General features: G+C 39.2%; 15 protein-coding genes. 7 read left to right on the top strand and 8 right to left on the bottom strand.

From position 1 onward, the window contains the following. Positions 1-21 precede the first annotated feature (21 nt). Entirely contained in the window at positions 22-606 is a 585-nt protein-coding gene (locus tag R8N23_RS13325; RefSeq protein WP_318172102.1) for a hypothetical protein, read from the bottom strand. Positions 607-718: 112 nt separating this feature from the next. On the opposite strand from R8N23_RS13325, the gene R8N23_RS13320 reads away from it, so the two are divergent. Next, positions 719-910, top strand: coding sequence for a cold shock domain-containing protein (locus R8N23_RS13320; protein WP_318172101.1), 192 nt, complete (start codon positions 719-721; stop codon positions 908-910). Between the two features lie 66 nt (positions 911-976). On the opposite strand, the gene R8N23_RS13315 is transcribed toward R8N23_RS13320, so the two are convergent. Continuing rightward, positions 977-1,405: a hypothetical protein gene (locus R8N23_RS13315; RefSeq protein ID WP_318172100.1), complete on the bottom strand. Its 429-nt coding sequence runs from the start codon at positions 1,403-1,405 to the stop codon at positions 977-979. Positions 1,406-2,111: 706 nt separating this feature from the next. On the opposite strand from R8N23_RS13315, the gene R8N23_RS13310 reads away from it, so the two are divergent. The 5 genes from R8N23_RS13310 to R8N23_RS13290 all read left to right on the top strand — a co-directional run bounded on the left by R8N23_RS13310 (position 2,112) and on the right by R8N23_RS13290 (position 9,747). Then, positions 2,112-3,251: a saccharopine dehydrogenase family protein gene (locus R8N23_RS13310; RefSeq protein WP_318172099.1), complete on the top strand. Its 1,140-nt coding sequence runs from the start codon at positions 2,112-2,114 to the stop codon at positions 3,249-3,251. Positions 3,252-3,485: 234 nt separating this feature from the next. Continuing rightward, positions 3,486-5,219: a DEAD/DEAH box helicase gene (locus R8N23_RS13305; RefSeq protein WP_318172098.1), complete on the top strand. Its 1,734-nt coding sequence runs from the start codon at positions 3,486-3,488 to the stop codon at positions 5,217-5,219. A gap of 208 nt (positions 5,220-5,427) precedes the next feature. Beyond that, on the top strand, positions 5,428-7,236 hold the full coding sequence (locus R8N23_RS13300; RefSeq protein ID WP_318172097.1) for a tetratricopeptide repeat protein: 1,809 nt from the start codon (positions 5,428-5,430) through the stop codon (positions 7,234-7,236). Positions 7,237-7,280: 44 nt separating this feature from the next. Further along, positions 7,281-7,454, top strand: a complete 174-nt coding sequence (locus tag R8N23_RS13295; protein ID WP_318172096.1) for a hypothetical protein — start codon at positions 7,281-7,283, stop codon at positions 7,452-7,454. Between the two features lie 43 nt (positions 7,455-7,497). Next, positions 7,498-9,747 carry a tetratricopeptide repeat protein gene (locus tag R8N23_RS13290; RefSeq protein WP_318172095.1) on the top strand — a complete coding sequence of 750 codons (2,250 nt, stop codon included), beginning with the start codon at positions 7,498-7,500 and terminating at the stop codon, positions 9,745-9,747. 1 nt (position 9,748) lies between these two features. Here the strand turns inward: R8N23_RS13290 and R8N23_RS13285 are convergent, their stop codons facing one another. Both R8N23_RS13285 and R8N23_RS13280 read right to left on the bottom strand, forming a co-directional pair. Next, on the bottom strand, positions 9,749-10,582 hold the full coding sequence (locus R8N23_RS13285) for a hypothetical protein (RefSeq protein ID WP_318172094.1): 834 nt from the start codon (positions 10,580-10,582) through the stop codon (positions 9,749-9,751). 59 nt (positions 10,583-10,641) lie between these two features. Further along, entirely contained in the window at positions 10,642-11,499 is an 858-nt protein-coding gene (locus tag R8N23_RS13280; RefSeq protein WP_318172093.1) for a hypothetical protein, read from the bottom strand. A gap of 258 nt (positions 11,500-11,757) precedes the next feature. Here R8N23_RS13280 and R8N23_RS13275 point away from each other — a divergent pair, with 258 nt between their 5' ends. Further along, positions 11,758-12,477, top strand: a complete 720-nt coding sequence (locus tag R8N23_RS13275) for a hypothetical protein (protein WP_318172092.1) — start codon at positions 11,758-11,760, stop codon at positions 12,475-12,477. A 28-nt stretch (positions 12,478-12,505) separates the two neighbouring features. On the opposite strand, the gene R8N23_RS13270 is transcribed toward R8N23_RS13275, so the two are convergent. From R8N23_RS13270 to R8N23_RS13255, 4 genes are all read right to left on the bottom strand, one after another. Continuing rightward, the gene (locus R8N23_RS13270; protein WP_318172091.1) at positions 12,506-13,528 is read right to left on the bottom strand and encodes a DUF481 domain-containing protein; all 1,023 of its coding nucleotides are present in this window, start codon (positions 13,526-13,528) and stop codon (positions 12,506-12,508) included. A gap of 58 nt (positions 13,529-13,586) precedes the next feature. Continuing rightward, positions 13,587-15,584, bottom strand: coding sequence for an OmpA family protein (locus R8N23_RS13265; RefSeq protein WP_318172090.1), 1,998 nt, complete (start codon positions 15,582-15,584; stop codon positions 13,587-13,589). A 226-nt stretch (positions 15,585-15,810) separates the two neighbouring features. After that, positions 15,811-18,060 (bottom strand): DUF5916 domain-containing protein, encoded by a 2,250-nt coding sequence (locus tag R8N23_RS13260; RefSeq protein ID WP_318172089.1) that lies wholly within the window; start codon positions 18,058-18,060, stop codon positions 15,811-15,813. A 115-nt stretch (positions 18,061-18,175) separates the two neighbouring features. Then, positions 18,176-19,771 (bottom strand): ABC-F family ATP-binding cassette domain-containing protein, encoded by a 1,596-nt coding sequence (locus tag R8N23_RS13255; RefSeq protein WP_318172088.1) that lies wholly within the window; start codon positions 19,769-19,771, stop codon positions 18,176-18,178. Between the last annotated feature and the right edge of the window lie 56 nt (positions 19,772-19,827).

Raw genomic sequence — 19,827 nt, 5'->3', positions numbered from 1 at the left:
AACTCTGAGGAAATAAGAGTTCTATTTCCCCGGAGGCGTTATCATAATATGAGCCGCATGCGTACCAGGAAACATCAGCCACGGCCCACCTGGCACCATCGGCTTCAGTGGTAGTCCGCTGGTTTCTTGAGTCGCCCAAGGCATGTAAACCACATATCTCAAGTTCGCATTTTCTACCAGTTTGGTTTTTGGGTTGTAAAAGGCTTCTTTGCCGTATAGCACATGAAGAGTCGCAGGTTTTTCGGGCATTTTCAAAGTACCTGCTTTGGCTTCCGCTTCTCTGATGTCCGATACTTCTTGTCTGGACTTGCCTTCGGCTTTCAATGCTCTGCCTCTAGCCATAAAGTCCGATAAACTGGAATGATAGCAGGCGGCATTGAACCCATCTTTATTTGGATTATCAGCCAGACAGACCAATTGATTGCTGCCTTTTCGCAGTTCGATGAGTTGGCCTTCTGCATTGTAGCCTAATACAGTAGCATCGGCTCGTTGTTCTTCAGGGCCGGCCTGAATAGCTGCCGCAATTTGATCTTCCGGAGAGGGTGTTTGTGCAAATGTACAAGCCGAAACAAATACGAATAGAGAGAGTAAGGATAATGTTTTCATGACGGGAATCGCTGTTTAATTAGTGGAAATGTAGATAAAAATAATTTATCATTCTTTTGTATTATCATATAACCTACATACTTTACAGTATAATTTATTCTAATATAGTACAATGAAACAAGGTAAAGTAAAATTCTTCAACGAGTCCAAAGGATATGGGTTTATCGTTGATGATGAAGATTCAAAAGAGTATTTCGTTCACATTTCTGGTCTTATCGACCAAGTGAAAGAAGGAGATGCGGTGACGTTTGATTTAAAAGAAGGTAAAAAAGGCTTGAACGCGGTAGACGTAAAACAAGCTTAAATTATATCTCATTTTTATTAAAGGTATTGATCCCGTTCTGGTTGCAGAGCGGGATTTTTTTGTCCTCTAATTCTCAAATTTAAAGGCTGACATTTTCTCTCCAAGCTTTATATATGCATCTACAGGTGTGTCCAAGAATGCTTTCTGCTTAAAATCAAAAAAATCTAACAACTGGTTATGTTTCAGAATTGCAAATGATGCCTTTTGCTGTTCTGATAGTTGGGATAATAGAATTGTTAAGAAATCTTCTTTTTTTGTTCCTCCTTTTTTATCGATATAATTTAAAATTACTACGACAAGATCAATGTATTCGATAATAGAATTTTTGAAAAAGGAGTTTTGAAGCATCAAACCCTGAATTTCACTATTTGAAAGTTGAGGTGCGTCACTGAAGGCTTTGAATACTGCGCCGTTGAATCTTGAAAATACGTCATTTCCTATTGTAGTTTGACTATTGAATGAAACTCTGATTTTATTGAAATTACTATTTAACAACTCAATATATTTAAAGATTCTATCTTCAATTTCCTTTTCTGATTTTTCGAGTTGAGAGTTGTAATAGATTAGTAAGACCATTATGAAACTAAGAAAGGAAAAAATGGAGGAGATAATACCTCCCAGGAATGAGCCGAAATTGGCCCAATCCGATGTTTGAGGGGAGACCCCACCTGAAAAATTCGTCAGGTAAGCAACGAAAGGAATTACAATGCATGCGCTGGACAAATAAATTGCTGTTTTGAATGTCATGACAGTAGTTATTTGTTCTCAGAAGTGCTGCCACAAACCAACTGCTGACTGATTTGCCATACAAGGATATTAAAAGGAGAGGAGAATGGCAATTATACCTCGTCATACCCCGATTTATTCGGGGTATCTGTTTAAGGTTACCACTAAGGCTATTCGAACGGATTCCCCGAATCATCTTGCTTGCGGCAATCTGATCGTGGAATGACGGTGGTTAAATGAATTATCCTTAGTTTAGCCATACTGAAAATTAAATGAGAATACACATCTCCATACCTTCTTCCAATCAAATGCCCTGGGTGCTTATACCGGGGTTGTAGCTTTTTTCTAGGCGTCACTTCGAAGGAAGCATGACTGAGAAGTCCCCAGCGGGCTGCCTCAGGAGAGGGATATCTCCCTTTCGGTCGATATGACGCAAAAGGCCAATCATTTTATTTCAATACAAAAAACATCAAACATGAATAACATCATCGTATTAGGCGGTGGCATGGTGGGAAGCGCCATGGCTATCGACTTAGCAAAAAACCATAAAGTCACCGTTGCTGATTTCAACCAAACAGCGCTAGATAAACTGAAAACTAAAGCCCCCAAGATCGAAGTCACCCAGCTAGACGTCACCAAAGAAACTGAATTGAAGGCTTTGATTTCTTCCTTCGACCTGGTGGTGTGTGCGGTACCGGGTTTTCTCGGTTATCAAACCCTTCAATGGATTATAGAAGCCAAGAAAGATGTGGTAGATATTTCCTTCTTTCCAGAAGATGCTTTACAGCTCAAGGAATTGGCGAAGGCCATGGAAGTCACGGCCATCGTAGATTGTGGCGTGGCACCTGGTATGAGCAATCTGGTCTTAGGCTACCACAACGAGACCATGCAAATCGAGAACTTCGAGTGCTTAGTAGGTGGCTTGCCAAAGGTGAAAAAGTGGCCATTTGCTTATAAAGCGCCTTTTTCGCCGATCGATGTGATTGAAGAATATACACGACCGGCGAGATATGTAGAGAATAGCCATATCCTGACAAAGCCAGCATTGTCCGATGTAGCACAGAAAGAATTTGAGGGAGTAGGTACCCTGGAGTCTTTCAACTCGGATGGGCTTCGTTCACTCTTGTTTACGATGGGTCATATCCCAAATATGATAGAGAAGACCTTACGCTATCCTGGTCATGTAGAATATATTCAAGTATTGAAGTCCAGTGGATTTTTCAGCGAGCAACCCATTGATGTGAAGGGCACAGCGGTAAGTCCTTTGGACTTTACCTGCAAAGTATTGTTTGACGAATGGAAACTGGGAGAGACCGAAGAGGAAATCACAGTCATGCGAATCACGGTTTCAGGAAAAAATGAGTCTGGCGATCAGGAAACGATTATCTACCATTTGCATGATGCTTATGATCCTGAGACTCAGACCTCATCGATGGCTCGAACTACGGGGTATACAGCTACAGCAGCTGTTAATCTTGTGTTAGATAACAAATTCTCTGAAAAAGGGGTATTTCCACCAGAGTTAGTGAGCAACCATGAAGGATGTTTTGACTTCATTTTACACTACTTGAGCGAACGAGGAGTGGTTTATCGTAAGGAGACGATTTTGGGGTAAACCTCATTAATTAGAGAATTTTAAGGCATTTGATTCAACTACTCCCTCAGAGTTACTCGTTAGAGAACTCTGAGAAATTCGTGCAAGTAGCTGGATGTGGAGGCTTGTTGGTGGACAACACCAACAAGGGCAATAATTCTGGGATAATTTTCCTCAAAGAGAGAATCTTATGGGCAATTGATAGCGCAGGGCTATTAATTGCCTACCTTTGCAGCTTATCATAAGATTTTCAGATTGAATACTTTTTCAGAACTCGGGCTCGAACCACGTTTGGTTGATGCGCTCACCGATTTAGGCATTGTTAAACCCACACAGATTCAGCAAGAGGCCATTCCAATATTACTTGACTCTATGCAAGATTTTATTGGCTTGGCGCAAACAGGTACGGGAAAGACCGCTGCCTTTGGATTGCCACTGCTTCAGGCAGTAAACGAAGATTCTAATACTTGTCAGGCCGTAGTGCTGGCACCTACACGTGAATTGGCTCAACAGATCGCCGAGCAATTAAAGAACTTTTCTAAAAACAAGCCTAAACTAAAGGTAGAGGTTGTTTTTGGTGGTGCAGCGATCACCAATCAAATCAAAGCGCTCAAAGCTAAACCGCAAGTGGTAGTAGCTACTCCGGGCCGATTGGTGGATTTAATCAATCGAAAGGTGATCAGTATGAAAGCCCTAGACTATGTCGTGCTCGATGAAGCGGATGAGATGCTCAACATGGGTTTCAAAGAAGAGCTGAATAAGATCTTAGCGGATACACCAGCTGGTAAGACTACCTGGTTGTTTTCTGCTACCATGCCATCGGCGATCAAAAGTATTGTGAATACCTACATGAATGATCCGAAGGAAGTTTCGGTGAAAAGTGGGGTAGAAGTCAATAAAAATATCTCTCACCAATACCTGGTGGTGAAAGTAAGCGACAAGCTTGAGGCCATCAAAAGAGTGTTGGATGTGAATCCAAACTTTTATGGTGTGATGTTTTGTCGAACTAAAATCGATACACAGAACTTGGCTGATGATATCAGTAGAGCCGGCTATCGCGCTGAGGCCCTTCATGGGGATTTGACTCAGAAGCAGCGTGATTCTGTCATGAGAAAGTTTAAGGATGGTACCTTGTCGATGTTGGTAGCTACTGATGTAGCTGCCAGAGGAATTGATGTGAATGATGTGACTCATGTGATTCACCATAGACTTCCAGACGAGTTGGAATTCTACACACACAGAAGTGGTAGAACAGCAAGAGCAGGTAAAAAAGGGATTTCAATTGCCCTAGTGAGCAAAGGGGAAGTCAGAAGAATCGGAGAGATCGAAAGACGTTTGAAGATTAAATTCGAAAAGGAATTGATCCCAACCGCTGACGAAGTGATGTCTTCTAGAATGGATAATTCTTTGAAGTTGATTGCTGACTATGAAATAAAAAAGGAATTGCCAGCGGATCTTAAACAACAGGCGCAGGAGATGTTTGCTTCTTTGTCCAAAGAGGAGCTAGTTGATAAATTGTTGGCGCTGGAGTTATCTAAAGTAAGCATTTCGAATAGTGGTGATCTGAATCAAGCAGAAGGCAGTCGTGCCAAGGAAGCCCGAGATAGAGATCGAGGCGATGGCAAGCATGCTAGATTGTTTATCAACTTAGGCAAGATCGATGACATCTCTAATGCAGAACTATTACATATGATTTGTGATATATCTGGAGCCAAGAAAGGACAAATCGGAAAAATCGAACTGCAGCAAAAAAGAGCTTATTTTGAAGTGGATAAGGACATTGCCAAAGATGTCATGGGTAAGTTCAAAGGCTACGAATTCGAGGGTCGTGAACTTCGCGTAAACCAGGATGATGAACCTCCAAGATCAGGAAGATCCAATCAAAGAGGATATCAGGATAGAAAACGCCGTAGTTCATCTGGTAGGCCTTCTGGGTCAGGCAGATCAGGAGGCCGACAAGGCCGATCTGGAGGAGGAAGGAGACGATAATCCCGTCAATTGGCTCGAAAAATAGTTATCTTGTTGCGCACAACGGTTTAATGTTGTTGTGAATTGAACAATAAGGGTATTGACTTGAAATATTTTAATATTTATTTCAATATCCCTTTGATAGGATGGGTTTTAACATGTATATTTAAAGTCCGCCTGTATTATTTTATTAAAACTTGTTGAAGACTGTCTTCCAAATTTTAAAATAATGCAACCCAAGATCCAAAAAGAGCCATCCCTCGACCATGAGGCTCAAATAAAAAGCGTGGATTCCACGCTCAAGTATGCTATGGATTCTCGCGTAAGCAACGTGAAGAATTCGATAGATTTAACCCTACAAGCGCAAGTAAAAAGTGAAGCCTTAGGCTATGAACTAGGATTAGCCAGATGCTCCTGTCAATTGGGTTTATTCTATATGATCATGGGAGATCATCTGGCAGGATTAGAACATTCTGAAGAGGCTTTGACGGCCTACAGAAAGCTGAATGATAAGCAAGGTATGGCCGATGCGCTCTACAACATCGGAAGCATTGAATACAAATCCACACAATATCATAAGGGGCTAGAGCATTTGTATGAATGCCTGCGTCTGCAAAAGGAAACGGAAGATTTTATAGGTCAGTCTAAGACACTAAAAGCCATTGGTTTTATCTATGAAGCTTTTGGTGAGTTGGATAAGGCATTGGAGACTTATGTCAAATGTCGCGAATTGAGTCATCTCAATAATGACAAAAACGGAGAGTCCAACGCATGTAATCCACTTTCTGGTTTATATCTCAAAAAAGGCGACTACAAAAATGCGTTGGAGTCAATCAATACTAGCATAAGTCTGAAGAAGGAAACTGGAGATAGACGAGGACTAGCTTTTTCCTGGTATGGCAAGGGTAAGATTCATTTGCATCTCAATGAATATAAAGAGGCAGAAGAGTTTTTTCAGACCAGTCTAAAAGTACACAGTGAGGTGGGTGAAAAAATGGGTTGTGGTATGGCGCTGACCAAACTTGGGCAAGTGAGTCTGGCAACTAATCATTATGATGAAGCCAAAAAGTACTTTCATGATGCGATAGAAGTGGGAGAGCAAATTGATAATAAGCAAATTATGTATAAGGCTTATTTTGAATTGTTCAATATCGCTATGAATGAAAACGATCAGGCTGAAGCTTTGGCTTATCATATCAAATACCATGATTATAAAGAACAGGTGATCAACTCTGAAACAAAGAGTAAAATAAAAAGCCTGGAGTCGATGTGGAAGATGGAATCCCTTGAATCTGAGGCCAGAATTCAGAGAGAGAATAACCTGGTAGTAGAAAAGAAAAACGAAGAGCTTGATAAGTTTTCTTCACGGGTGTCTCATGATTTACGAGGCCCCATTTCTTCTTTGATGGGCCTCTACGATGTGGTCAAATCCGAAATTCACGATGAACAGGCACTGAAATATTTTGATTTGTATCATCATAGAATAACGCGAATCAATCAAACTATCATTGATTTACTAGAGCTTTCAAAAGTGAGAGATTGGCAACTATCAAAGACCATTATTGACTTCGATGAGATCGTTTCAGATTGTATCGAATCTTTCAATTATTTACCGGGATTTGGCAAAATTGAATTTTCAATAGACATTGAAAAAAATATGAAGATTCAATCAGATCGTAGTTTGATGAATACCATTATTCAGAATTTGATTGAAAATAGTATAAAATACTCCAGGCAGGATATAGATGATCCATTTGTAAATATTAAGGTCATGCAAACGGCAGAGGATTATATGTGTATCGTTGTTGAAGACAATGGCATTGGCATTGACCCAAGGTATCAGGAGAAGGTGTTTGATATGTTCTATAGAGCTAATGACGATGTGCAGGGATCTGGCTTAGGAATGTTCATCCTAAAATCGGCTGTAGAGAAACTGGAAGGAGAAGTTAGTTTGGTCAGTGAGCTAAATAAAGGGACGAAATTCGTTATATTACTACCTATCATTGAAAATATGAAAAAGGAATATTTGGGTATCTAATAGCATACTAAAGATTTAAGCGTTTGGGATAAAAAGTAATTATCATGAGTAAAAAAGTAGAAAAAATAGATAATCCGCTTGAAGGTCTGGATGACAACGAAATCACCAATGTAGACCCAACCAAAATTGGGGGGTTGGATAAAAATGTGGCTGAAGAGTTTGATGAAGGAGCATTGGAATGGACAAAGAGCAGAGGGAAAAAGAAGGAAAAGAAATAAACCTTTTTCATCCACCTGTGTGCGGAATCAAATGTGAAAGTTAATGACTAAGAAGAAAAGGCCAATTAACATTGTTTTCATTCTTTTGATGTGTTGCGGCTTTGCCGTGTGTGGACAAGCATCAATGGATAGTTTGATTGGTGTTTTACAAAAAACCAATAGTCGTACAGATAAAATATTGCTCTATCTCAATCTGTCGGCAGAAGCTACAGAAGCTGAGCAATCACTGGCATATGCCAAATCTGCACTAGAGCTACTTGATAAAGATGATGAAACACTATTGAGAGGTAGGGTTTACCAAAGTTTGGGTAGAGCTTATGTTAATCATCAGATATCAGATTCTGCTATTTCATATATACATCAGTCAACAACGCTATTTGAAGGGATTGATGAAACCAGATTGAAAGCTAAATCCATCAACTATCTGGCTTTTTACATGGAGCAAACTCATCAATTTGACTCCGCAAAAAAATGTTATAACCTAGCCATCCAACTATCTGATTCTATCAATGACCGCTCGAGTTCAGCTTTATACAATTTGTATTTAGGGAACTTATTGAATATAAATGGAGACAATGTGGCAGCATTAAGACATCTGCAGTCTGCACATGACTATTACAATCAACCCGAAAGAGCAGATAGCGCTTGGATATCCTATAACAGTTTGGCCATAGTGTATGATGAAATGGGATTATACCCAGAGGCATTGGCGTATTACCTGAAGGCCTATGAAATTATCGATAAGAAGAATGATAAGGAAGCTAAACTCATTTTGGCCAATAACCTAGGAACTATTTATCATGAATTAGGGAAAGCGGATCAATCCAAGGAATACTTTGCTCAGGGTATGGAAATGGCAAGGGCTACCAATTTAAAAATGGATGAGGCCATGATCATGAACAACTTATCAATTGTCCATATGGAGGAAGGTGACACGCTTAGTGCTGCCCAATTGGTGAGGCAGGCGCATGCTATTCAATTGAATGAGGAGGCAAATTGCGATTTGGCCTATTCTTATGAAGGACTAGGGGAAATAATGGTCTGGCAGAAAAAATATGACTCAGCACAGTATTATTATGATCAGGCCATGCAGTGGGCAAATACCTGTGAAATGACTGGGTGCCAAACCAGCATCTATAGAAATATGGGCCTTCTATCGTTAAAACAAAGAAACTATAGAAAGGGAATTGAGTTATTGCAAAAGTCACTACGGCTAAGTGAAAAATCAAACTACCTGTCTGAGATGAAAGAAACAACGAAGGAGCTCTATAATCACTATCGATCCATCAATGATTATAAAAATGCACTAAAATATCAGGAGCTGTACAGTAACCTCAAGGATTCGCTGTTCAATGCGCAGTCAACTGAAAAAATTGCCAGGATGACTGCTGAATATGATTTTCGAAGAGAAATGGAATCTCTGGAATACAATAAAATGGCTGAAGAGATGCGATTGAATGAAGAGCTTCGCGAGGAACAGTCTTTTCAAAATAGCATTTTAGTGGTATTAGTGCTTACTACACTTCTTGCGGTTAGTTTGGGTAGGTCGTACTACTTGCTTCAGAACCATAATAAAAAGCTAACGGCTCTCAATGAAGAGAAAAATACATTAATGGGAGTGGTTGCTCACGACCTAAGAAGCCCACTAAACAATATCAAAGGTTTGATTTCACTGGTGAAAATGGAGAAGGCTAGTTTGACACCCGAACAAAGCCATTACTTCCATTTGGTAGATGATACGATGGAGCGTATGCGAGATATGATCGATCGGGTATTGGATGTCAGCGTTGTAGAGGACATGAAGGTAAATCTTAACCTAAAGAAGGTTGACTTAGGTCAGACCATGAATTTTGTCGCAGGCAATTTTGAACTCTTGGCTAGCAAGAAGTCGATTACCATTCATAGTAAATTGGATACAGAAAAGCATTTCATTTTTGCAGACTATAATTATTTATTGCAAGTCATCGAAAACCTACTGTCTAATGCGTTAAAGTTTTCAGAATCTGGAAAAAACATTTTTCTGAATGTCTTTCAAGAAGAGGGTAGTGAAACCATGATTATTCGAGATGAAGGTCCTGGAATTAGTGAAGAGGATCAAACTAAATTGTTCACTAAGTTTCAGAAACTAAGCGCCAAACCGACTGATAACGAACAGTCCACTGGGTTGGGGCTGTCTATAGTTAAGAAGTTTGTTGATGCCATGGAAGCAGAAATAAGCTGTGAAAGCCAAGTAGGCAAAGGGACCAGCTTCATCGTAAGATTCAAATCTGCCGTAGAGGAGGCAGTGGTTTAATTTATTCCTTAAGAAGTTTAATTTGAAACTCTAAGGCTTCCATTTTAGCATCTAGGGCTGTCGCTTCTTCATTGCCATTAAAATTGTCGTAGACGAATTTTCTAGCTTTTTTTACATCAACTAATGCTTGATCAAAGTCGTGAAGTTTGGAATAGTTTATTAAACCGCTATAGTAATAATTGTACACATGATTGTAGTCAGCAGATATCGGGGGATTTTGCTGATATAGCTTCTCCGATTGTATGAAATAGTTGATAGCCTCTTCGATGTTTCCTTGCTTGTATTGCAATAGACCCAGTAAATCATCGATTTCATAAGACTCTCCGATAAGGTTTTTAAGAATAAGTAGTTCGTCTATTACCAACACAACTAAACTGTCGGTTTTTGGATCATTCGAACCTCGATCTATTCTTAATGAATCTGCAATAGTTTTTCCAAACTGGAAAGTAACATTCAAAAGGTCGCCTTTAGTATCCGCAATAAGATCAGAACACTTACCGTCGTCAAATCGAATGGCTTGGTCAAGATCTTCAAATGCATTGACCAGGATGTTAGGGTTGTCGGAGATGAACTTTGAATTGTTGTTGCTTAGCATTACGCTAAAATATTCAGCTACTGTTTTAGCTCTGTAGTTGTAGGCACGTGGCACATCTTTGCCTTTCATCAGGTACTTGTTATCCAGCGCTTGTGTGAAACTCAATAAAGCAGTTTCATAGTCTTTCTTTTCATACGCAGCCATACCATTTTCATAGAATTGATCTTGAGCACATGCATATTGAATTGAAAAAAAATCAATAATTAAAAAAAGAAAGCAGAGTTTATGAAGAATTTTCATCCTTGAATGTACGGTTTGACTTAAGTGTATGTTGTTTTGGAATTGAGTGAACCCTTATGTTAGTTATTGGAGTCGTTGATTCGGGTCATATATGAACGAAAACGATTCTCAATCTTATTCAATCTAAGAATTTCGTTCATTTCATTGTCGTTGAGACTATTAATTAGAACGGAAGTGTAGGAGCTACCTTGTTTACAGACGTTCTGGGTTTCTTTTTTATTATTCTCAACACTAAAATAATAGTTGGCACTAATGATAAAGTTTTTCAGATGTAAAGTACTTCTAGGTTGCTCCGTCAGTTTAGAGAATTGCTCACGACCTTTTTTGAATTCAGACATGGCATTTACATCCTCCCCAATAAAGAAGTGAGCCAAACCAAGTATATCGTGAAGTTCCCAGTTATCAACTGCGATACCTTCTAATTCACCGAATTGCTGAATGGCAAACCTGGCTAAAAAATCAGTTGTCTCGTTTGCTTGATTTTCGTCGTAGGTCATCAAAGAATCTCCAATTACTTTCAACGCACGTGAGGAAATTTCAACAAGTGTTTGCTTGGAATCATCTACCATGGATTTGGTGTTGCTGTCTTGAAACTTTACTGCGCGTACCATTTCTTGAATGGTCTGTTGAATTTGACCTTGTTTGGCTATGATGTTATTGAACTGAATGTTTTGTAGATCTTTTTCAAGATAAGCTGTTCTAATAACTGCTAAATAAGCATAAGCCTGAGAAAGCTCTTTCCCAGAAATTTCGAATTTTTCATCCTCAACTACCTTAGTGAAACGCACCATGGCTTCATGGTAGCGATTGCTCTGCATGGCTTCGAGGCCTTTTTTATAGTTTTCAGTTTGTGCACATACCATAAAGGATTGTAGCACAAGAACGATAGTAAGTAAAGTAAAGGTGGCTTTTTTCATAGCTTTGTATTTTTTCGTCAGCGACTTAGTGTCGCCTTCTAGTCAATTACAAGCGCAAAACTCCCCATAATAATAACGGATAGCAATGAATACTGAGATAAAAGGCTGAAAATTACGGATTTACACGGATTGGGAATAAGAGAAATTCCTATGTTTTGAGATTAAATAGTCAAAAGTTGAGTGATTTTTTTATCTGAAGAAAAACGAAGAAGGTTTTGATGTATATATCTTTGCTCCTCGATCATATGACTCTGACCAATGAAATTTAAAGCCCAATACCTTTTTATACTGACATTCATTTTTTCGACCCAGCTAGCAAATGCACAAACTGGAGACACCTATGTAACTACTGGCGGGGAATGGATATTTTCCTTTGGTGGAACGGACAACGATGGTGCTATACGATTTAGTCCTGTGTTTAACTTTCAGATGAATGTGAATAAAGATCTTAACGAAAATTTTGGGATTTACTCCGGGGTAGCGATGCGAAATGTTGGTTTTATTTGGGACGACCCTGACAGTGCCCAGATTAGAAAGAAGTTTAGGACATACAATATTGGAATTCCTGTGGGTTTGAAGCTAGGAGATACCAATGGCATGATGTTGTTTGGTGGTTATGAATTGGAGATTCCATTCAACTATAAAGAAAAGACTTTTGTCAATGAGAAGAAGGAGGATAAATTCAGCGTTTATTTTAGCAGTAGGGTGCCATCACTATATCATGCCTTGTTTGCGGGAGTGCAATTTTATTCTGGCATAAGTTTGAAGTTTAAATACTACCTGACCAATTTTCATAATAAGTCATATAGGGAGGTGGTGAATGGAGTAGAGGTGATGCCTTATCAGAATTTGGATAGCAACGTATTTTACTTCTCTCTTAATTTTAGCCTATTCCGAAATACAGAATTTCATTACAAGAAGATAGATCGTGATGTTTCAAGGGTATCCTATTTGGATTGTCCAGGAAGTAAAAAGTGAGATGCTGATTAAAAATATTATTGGCGAGCTAGAATTTCCAGCCTACACTGCTTTTAATTACATAATCTGAAGGCGATCCTGTGGTCTCGTCATTGGAATCGTAGTTGTATGTAACATTTGCACCAATATAAAAATCAAGAGGGAGGTCATATTTGATGTCAAATGTGACATTTACTCTTTGTCTGTTTCTGTTAGCTAAAATGGTAAAGTACTGAACTTTAGTACTCAGTGTAAAGTCCTTTATTCCGAAAGCTTTATATTCAATTTCCGCAAAAGTTTCCATGCTTTCTCCAGAAGCGTCGTCTTCATGAGAATATTTTTCAGCGTTGAGCGCTAGTCCTGTCGCAGTGACTAAATACATTTTATTGTTTCTAATGATATCCCTTCCGATACCCGTCTGGACAGTAGTTCTAATGTCAAGATTCTGCTCATCACTTTTCAGGAAATCCGCCGCACCAAGGACATACCATTTTCGAGCAAAGAACACTTTTAGGCTTGCGCCATAATTGTCCCGTTCTGTTACAATTGTATCCTGTACAACATTGGATAGCGCATTGACATATAAATCTGACTGTAGGTTGGTGTCTAAGTAAGATATGCCCCCAGAAACATTTAGTTGTTTAGTATCACTGGCTTTGGTAATCGAAAGGCCGGCATCTATATTGGCAGATATTCGATCCAAGAACGCATCTTCAAGTGATTTCAGATAGACTATTTCTACAGTCTTGGCGAACATTTTCGAACCTTCCTGTGGGTATAATATCAAATAATCACTGTTGTTCGGGTCTGGAGAAATGGTTCCAGTAAATCTGTAGTTATGCGATAGCATAATAATGAAACTGGTATTTGTTTTAAGAGACTTTGCATCGTCCCAATCCACACTGAAATCATCTTCACTATATTCTGTCTCAATCTTCAACACTCCATTTTCAAGTTCTTTAATTTCTCCAATCAAAATCTGATTGTTGTGCATGTACACGGTATCCTGATTCTGACTAAAAGAAACAAATGAAGAAAGGATAAAAAGGACAAAAAGAGTGCTTCTTTTCATTAAGGATATCTATTAAGATGCAAAGGTATAAACCAAGCAAATTAGAACAAATGAAATATCACTTATAAAAGGAAAGCGTTTGATTGAGCACTCTCAATTCTATTCGGCGATTCAGACTCCTACCTTCTTCTTCATCGTCATTCGAAGCTAAAGGTTGAGACTCTCCGTAACCCACAGTAACCAGTCTGTTGGATGAAATTCCTTTTGATATAAGGAAGGCCTTTACACTTTCTGCCCGAGCCTTTGATACCTGTAAGTTGACTTCATGCGAGCCGATGTTGCAGGTGTGACCTCCGATTTCTACGACCAAATTGGGATTTTCTGTCATGACTTGATGAATTTTCTTCAGTGTAGGAATCGATTCCTGTTGAAAGGTTGTCGCGTGCAGGTCAAAATAAATATTGTTAAGAATTACTTTTTCACCTGATCGAAATTTGCTCCCGATCATCTCTAGCTTTTCATATTGTGGTTTTGAATTATTCTCCCCTTGATAGAGAGTGGCAAAGTTCGTTTCTTCATTAAAATGGTCTGGCACTTCCACATAAAAATTTTGTTCAAAAGATTTGTGGTGTTCATCGTGCTGGGTGTACACCTCGGTGGTATATAGGATCTGATTTCTGAGATAAACCTCTGCTCGAAATTTTTCTTTTTCAAAAACTTCTATTTCAAAGGTTCCAAAGTTATTGGTCTTTGCCGTGAAGGATTCATCCAAATATTTTTTCGGATGGAATACCACTTTTGCATCAGGAATAGGCTGAAGAGTGAGCTGGTTATAGACTGTTCCTGAAGCAAGTACTTTTCCCTGTTTGTGGAAATAATAAATGTCATAGCCTCCCTGGCCGTGTAATCGGTTTGAGCTTAGAAAACCTGAAATATTATCCGCGTTCAATTGGAAGTTGATTTCATCATCTATTGAATTGATGGGATACCCCAAATTGACTGGCGTACTCCAAAGGCCCGTTAGTGGATCTACTTCTGATTTGAAGATATCATATCCGCCAATCGACTCAGGTCTATCAGAGCTGAAGTAAAACGTCTTTCCGTCCTGCGACAAAAACGGATGGTCTTCATTGAAGTCAGAGTTGATGTCGCCCAATATGGGAAGGGGAGATGACCAGCTGTTGTTGGCAGGGTCGAACGTAGACTGAAAAATATCGAGATTCCCATCCTCATTGTTTGAGGCAAAATAGATGACGGTTTCATCATCATTGATAAAAAAATGTGATTCCACTAGATGATCGCGTAGCTCAGAATTGAACTCTTGTAAATTGCTCCAGCCCGATGATAGCGGCTCCGAAAAATAGAGGTCTCCTCCATTGTCTTCTTTATAAAGAAATAGCTTACCATCATTATTGACTACCTCTATTTTTGTATTGTTTTCATCTAAAGTACCTAGATTTCTCAGTACCCTAGGTGTGCTAAATTGGTTGTTTGATTTAAGGCTATAGAATAACTGAAACTGATCTACCTTCATGGCTGCTGGTCTTGACGAAACAAGAAGTAATTCATCGTGCCCAGAGTAAAAAGCTGGAGATACATCATCGTATTCGGAATTAAGCGGAGTAGCGAGAGGTTCCACTTCGAAATCGTTGACATTGGAGTAAAATGCTAGCGCTCTTTGAGTGCTTTTTAACAATTGTTCAGACTCTTTCTTTATTTCATTGGTCTTGTAGATGTCCATATCCAAGAATGCCTGAAAGTGCCTTTCGGCTAACTCAAATTCATACCTTCCATAGTGTATTCTCCCTAGCCAATAATTGTAGAATTTGTCGGTGATGCCTTCGTTTTCTTCATATTCTTTTAGTGGGGTCATGTCACTACCGCGGCCAGTGGATAGATGGTAAGCGACGAAGGAGTGGTATTGAATGTAATGGTTCTTTGGATAGTCCTCCATCAGTTGAGTATACAACTCCAAAGCTTTTCCAAAATTTTCTTTGAAGAAGTAGTAATCGGCCTTTTCAATTAATTGCTTTTTGCTCAACTTCTCCTCATTGACCTGAGCCTGAGAAATTGAGGGTAAGCAAAGCACCAATACCAATACTAAATACCTTTTCATGTTGATTTACTCAATGAATGAGTAAACAAACCTAAGAACAAAAAGAATGAAATGTTGGATGAAATGCCGTTGTTCAGCGTATTTAGGGGGATGCTATATACGATTTAGGGGATTTTCTTAGCGCATCTATATGCGATTCTATTAGAGATTTAGGAAAAATGGAAATAGATCTGTTTATCTGTCTGATTATTAGCAATTAAGGGGAGTTTGATTAAATCTCTTTCGATTAGAGGTTTAGCCAGTAAGTGAGCTTAATTACCAGTGCTCGATTCTTTTCTTGCAGATTGAATTCTTGATTGGTATCCATAGTGGCATAATTGTCGGTATAGACTATAAACAAATCCGATACTGGTTTAAATCGCCATTGCAGCCTGGTATTGATATTGAAGTTTTCTGCTTGGGTGTTGTATTGCAAGAAGGATGTGAAGAATAGTTTCTTGGTCATCGTCAAATCGATTCTTGATCCGATTAATAATAGGTCGGCATTGTTGTAAGGATCAGGCATGATTAGTTTATTGTAATTAACATTGATGTTGAATGCCGCGATGGGTTGAATCCTATAGCTCAATTCTCCCCCTAATCGATACCTGTTTCCGTTGAAATACTGACCGGCTTGTCCAACGACACTGTATGAAAATACTTTCCTTTCATCAGAATCGAATCTTGCCCAGACATAGTAGTAGTCGTAATGGCTGTCAGCTGGTAGTGGTTGGCCATCAGTATTCGTAGGGTCGAATGAATTGAACAAATAAGTAAATCTTTTACCTAATGAAATACTGAATTCAGAGGTGTTTTGAAATTGCAGGTATTCATTAATTGACATGACCTGATCAGATTTGACTGTTTGCCCAGAAGATTCTGTGTCACCCCATAAAGTCTCTAAATAGAGTTGGGTTTGATGAAAATTGACTATTCCATTTTTTGGGTAAAAATTGCGTGCGAGAATGTTTTCAATTCTGAATAGACCATTTCGCGGCACAAATCCAACTTCTGCATTGAAATTGTCACCAACGATGGTGTGAGCCCATTCTACTTCCCATTTCCGACCTTTATAGGCTATCCAAAGCGCATGAGCATATTCTTCGGAGTCCAGGGTGTCGCTATCCCAAGATTGTTGATACATGGTCTTACCAACCCATTTATTGTCTGCTGTGGCTAGGTTGTAATCAAATCCAAGAACACGATTGAAATGACTTGGGTCAAAATTTGGATTGTCATTGAGATCGTCAAAGCTCTGTTTGTTCACGAAGATGGCACCAACATTAGATCGTGCAAAAACTTTTCGTTGAATGGCAGCCACGGAGTAGTTGTATCCCGGAAGGTTGATGTCTTCTAGGGCTTCGGTTTGCATGTTCATCAAGCCAAGTCTCCAATTATTATCGAGCTTGCCACTAAGCCTGGCGCCATAAAGAATTTTGTTTGGGATCACTCTTGAATTATTGGGGTCTGAAACGGTGTCTCGTACGATACCTATGCGTCTTGAAAAGAAAGATTTTGCATAATAGGGGTGGCCGAAGTTTGAAAATAAATCTGCATTCTCTAGAAAAAATTGTCTTCTTTCAGGGAAGAATAATTCGAATCGATCCAGATTTGTGACCTGCTGATCCACGTCTACTTGAGAGAAATCAGGGTTGACTGTCAAGTCTAGATTGAGTCCTGAGCTTATGGCAATTTTAGCATCTCCACCGATATTCATTTTGGACTCGGGCCCTGATTGATTGTCGTTGACATAATCTCTACTGGTTTCACCGGCCACATAGGGGATGAGGGAAATATTAGACCCCGGTTTCTTCAGTGGCTGATCCCATTGCAATATGCCAGTAAAAGCTAACGAAGTAATGCTGAAATTTCTTGGTATTTTGTTCCAGGTAGATTGTTCACCAAACTCACTGTCCTGCCTGAAAAAGTTGATGTTCCACTGATCTTTACCTTCTTTAAATCGAAGAGACTTGAATGGAATCGCCCCCTCAGCTATCCAGTACCCAGGGTATTGCTTAGCTTCTGCATACCACTTGTTGTCCCATGACCAGGAGGTACCTCCAAATCCACCGGCCATCATTCCTTCGCGTTGAGCACCATAGGAATTAACGCCAAACTGAAAAGCATTGGTATTATCTTGAAAGGTGTCAAATATAAAAGATATTGCATCTATTTGGCTGCCATCGAAATCTCTTCGTAAGGAAGGAACTACATATTCACGATCCTCTGACTTGTTATACATTTTAGCCGAAAAATATAAGAACTGATCATCGTATGTCATTCGAATTTCAGTTTGTGATTCGGCCTCTGAGCTGTCGTTGGGGAAATATTGGAAGAAATTATGAGCTACATCGACCTGTTCCCAAATGGCTTCATCCAATACGCCGTCAATTTTTATAGGAATATTTGTTTTTTTGATTTGGTATACTAAATCCTGCCCATAACATGGCAGCATAGACATACTTATCAGAAACGTGTATAGTAATGTTTTGCTCAAGATTCGTTGTTTAATCAATAAGTCGGCAAAGAAAACTCTTCTTCTTTGCTTCAACTTATTACATTGTGCTAAACGGTTGATCTGAGTGTTGAGTCAACTAATTTGATGATAAATATTAATCAGTTGCTTGAATGCTACTCATGTATTCATCGAATGTACTCAACTTATCAACGTATCCATCAGGCTTCAATTCGATGATTCTGTCAGCTACTGTTTGAACGAATTCGTGGTCATGCGAGGTAAATAGAACAGTGCCAGGAAAGTCCTTTAAAGCATTGTTAAAAGCTTGAATAGATTCCAGATCTAAATGGTTAGTTGGCTCATCTAGTATCAAAACGTTGCCACCCGCAAGCATCATCTTAGAGAGCATACAACGTACTTTTTCTCCTCCTGAGAGAACGCTGCACATTTTGAATGTCTCTTCACCAGAAAACAACATTTTACCTAAAAAACCTCTGATATAGACTTCGTCTTTTTCCCCATCAGAGTATTGTCTTAACCAGTCGATAAGATTCAAATTCTCTTTAAAGTACTCTGCATTTTCATTTGGAAGAAATGCCTTGGTGATGGTTTGTCCAAATTTGTATTCACCGCTATCAGCTTTCATCTCCTCATTCAAGATTTTGAATAGGGCAGTAGTGGCCAATCCATCTTTAGCTAGAAATGCGATTTTATCTCCTTTGTTTACGAAGAAATCAAGGTTGCTAAATAATGGCTTCCCATCCAGTGACTTGGACAATCCCTTTACTTCCAATATTTGATCGCCGGCTTCTCTGTTTTGGTTGAAGATAATGGCTGGGTATCTACGAGAAGAAGGCTTAATTTCTTCTATGTTGATTTTGTCAAGCAACTTTTTTCTTGAAGTGGCTTGCTTTGATTTGGCAGCATTGGCACTAAATCGAGCAATAAATTCTTGTAATTCTTTTTTCTTCTCTTCAGCCTTTTTGTTGGCTGAGGTTCTTTGAGTAAGTGCCAATTGACTTGACTGATACCAGAAGCTATAATTCCCAGTAAATACGTTGATGGCGCTGAAGTCAATATCTGCTGTATGCGTACATACAGTATCCAAGAAGTGTCTGTCGTGAGATACCACAATCACTGTATTCTTAAATTCAAGCAAGAAATCTTCAAGCCATGAAATGGTATTGATATCCAGGTCGTTGGTAGGTTCATCGAGAATCAATACATCGGGATTACCAAATAGCGCTTGGGCTAAAAGTACTCTCACTTTTTGATTACCATTGAGGTCTTTCATCAAACGGTAGTGATCATCTTCTACAATCCCTAATCCACTCAACAAAGCCGCTGCATCGGGTTCTGCATTCCAGCCGTCCATTTCTGCGAATTTCTCTTCAAGTTCCGAGGTTCTGATTCCATCTGCTTCGGAAAAATCAGCCTTGGCATACAAGGCATCTTTTTCTTGCATGATTTCCCAAAGGGTTCCATGACCTTGCATTACAGTATGGATGGCCGTTTCTTCATCGAAGGCGTGGTGATTCTGAGACAATACCGCTAGTCTTTTCCCTGGATCTAAAACTACCTGACCAGAATTCGGAGAAATTTCTCCTGAAAGTATTTTCAAAAAAGTAGATTTTCCAGCTCCGTTGGCGCCAATAACGCCATAGCAATTGCCTTGAGTGAATTTGATGTTTACCTCGTCGAATAAAACTCGCTTGCCGTATTGTAAAGAAATGTTATTTACTGAAATCATATCTACTGTAATTTTGAAGGCGCAAAGTTACCTCTTTTAATGGGCAAAAGAAAAAT

Source organism: Reichenbachiella sp. (genome assembly GCF_033344935.1).
Lineage (GTDB): Bacteria > Bacteroidota > Bacteroidia > Cytophagales > Cyclobacteriaceae > Reichenbachiella.
This window is presented reverse-complemented; position numbering and strand designations above follow the sequence as displayed.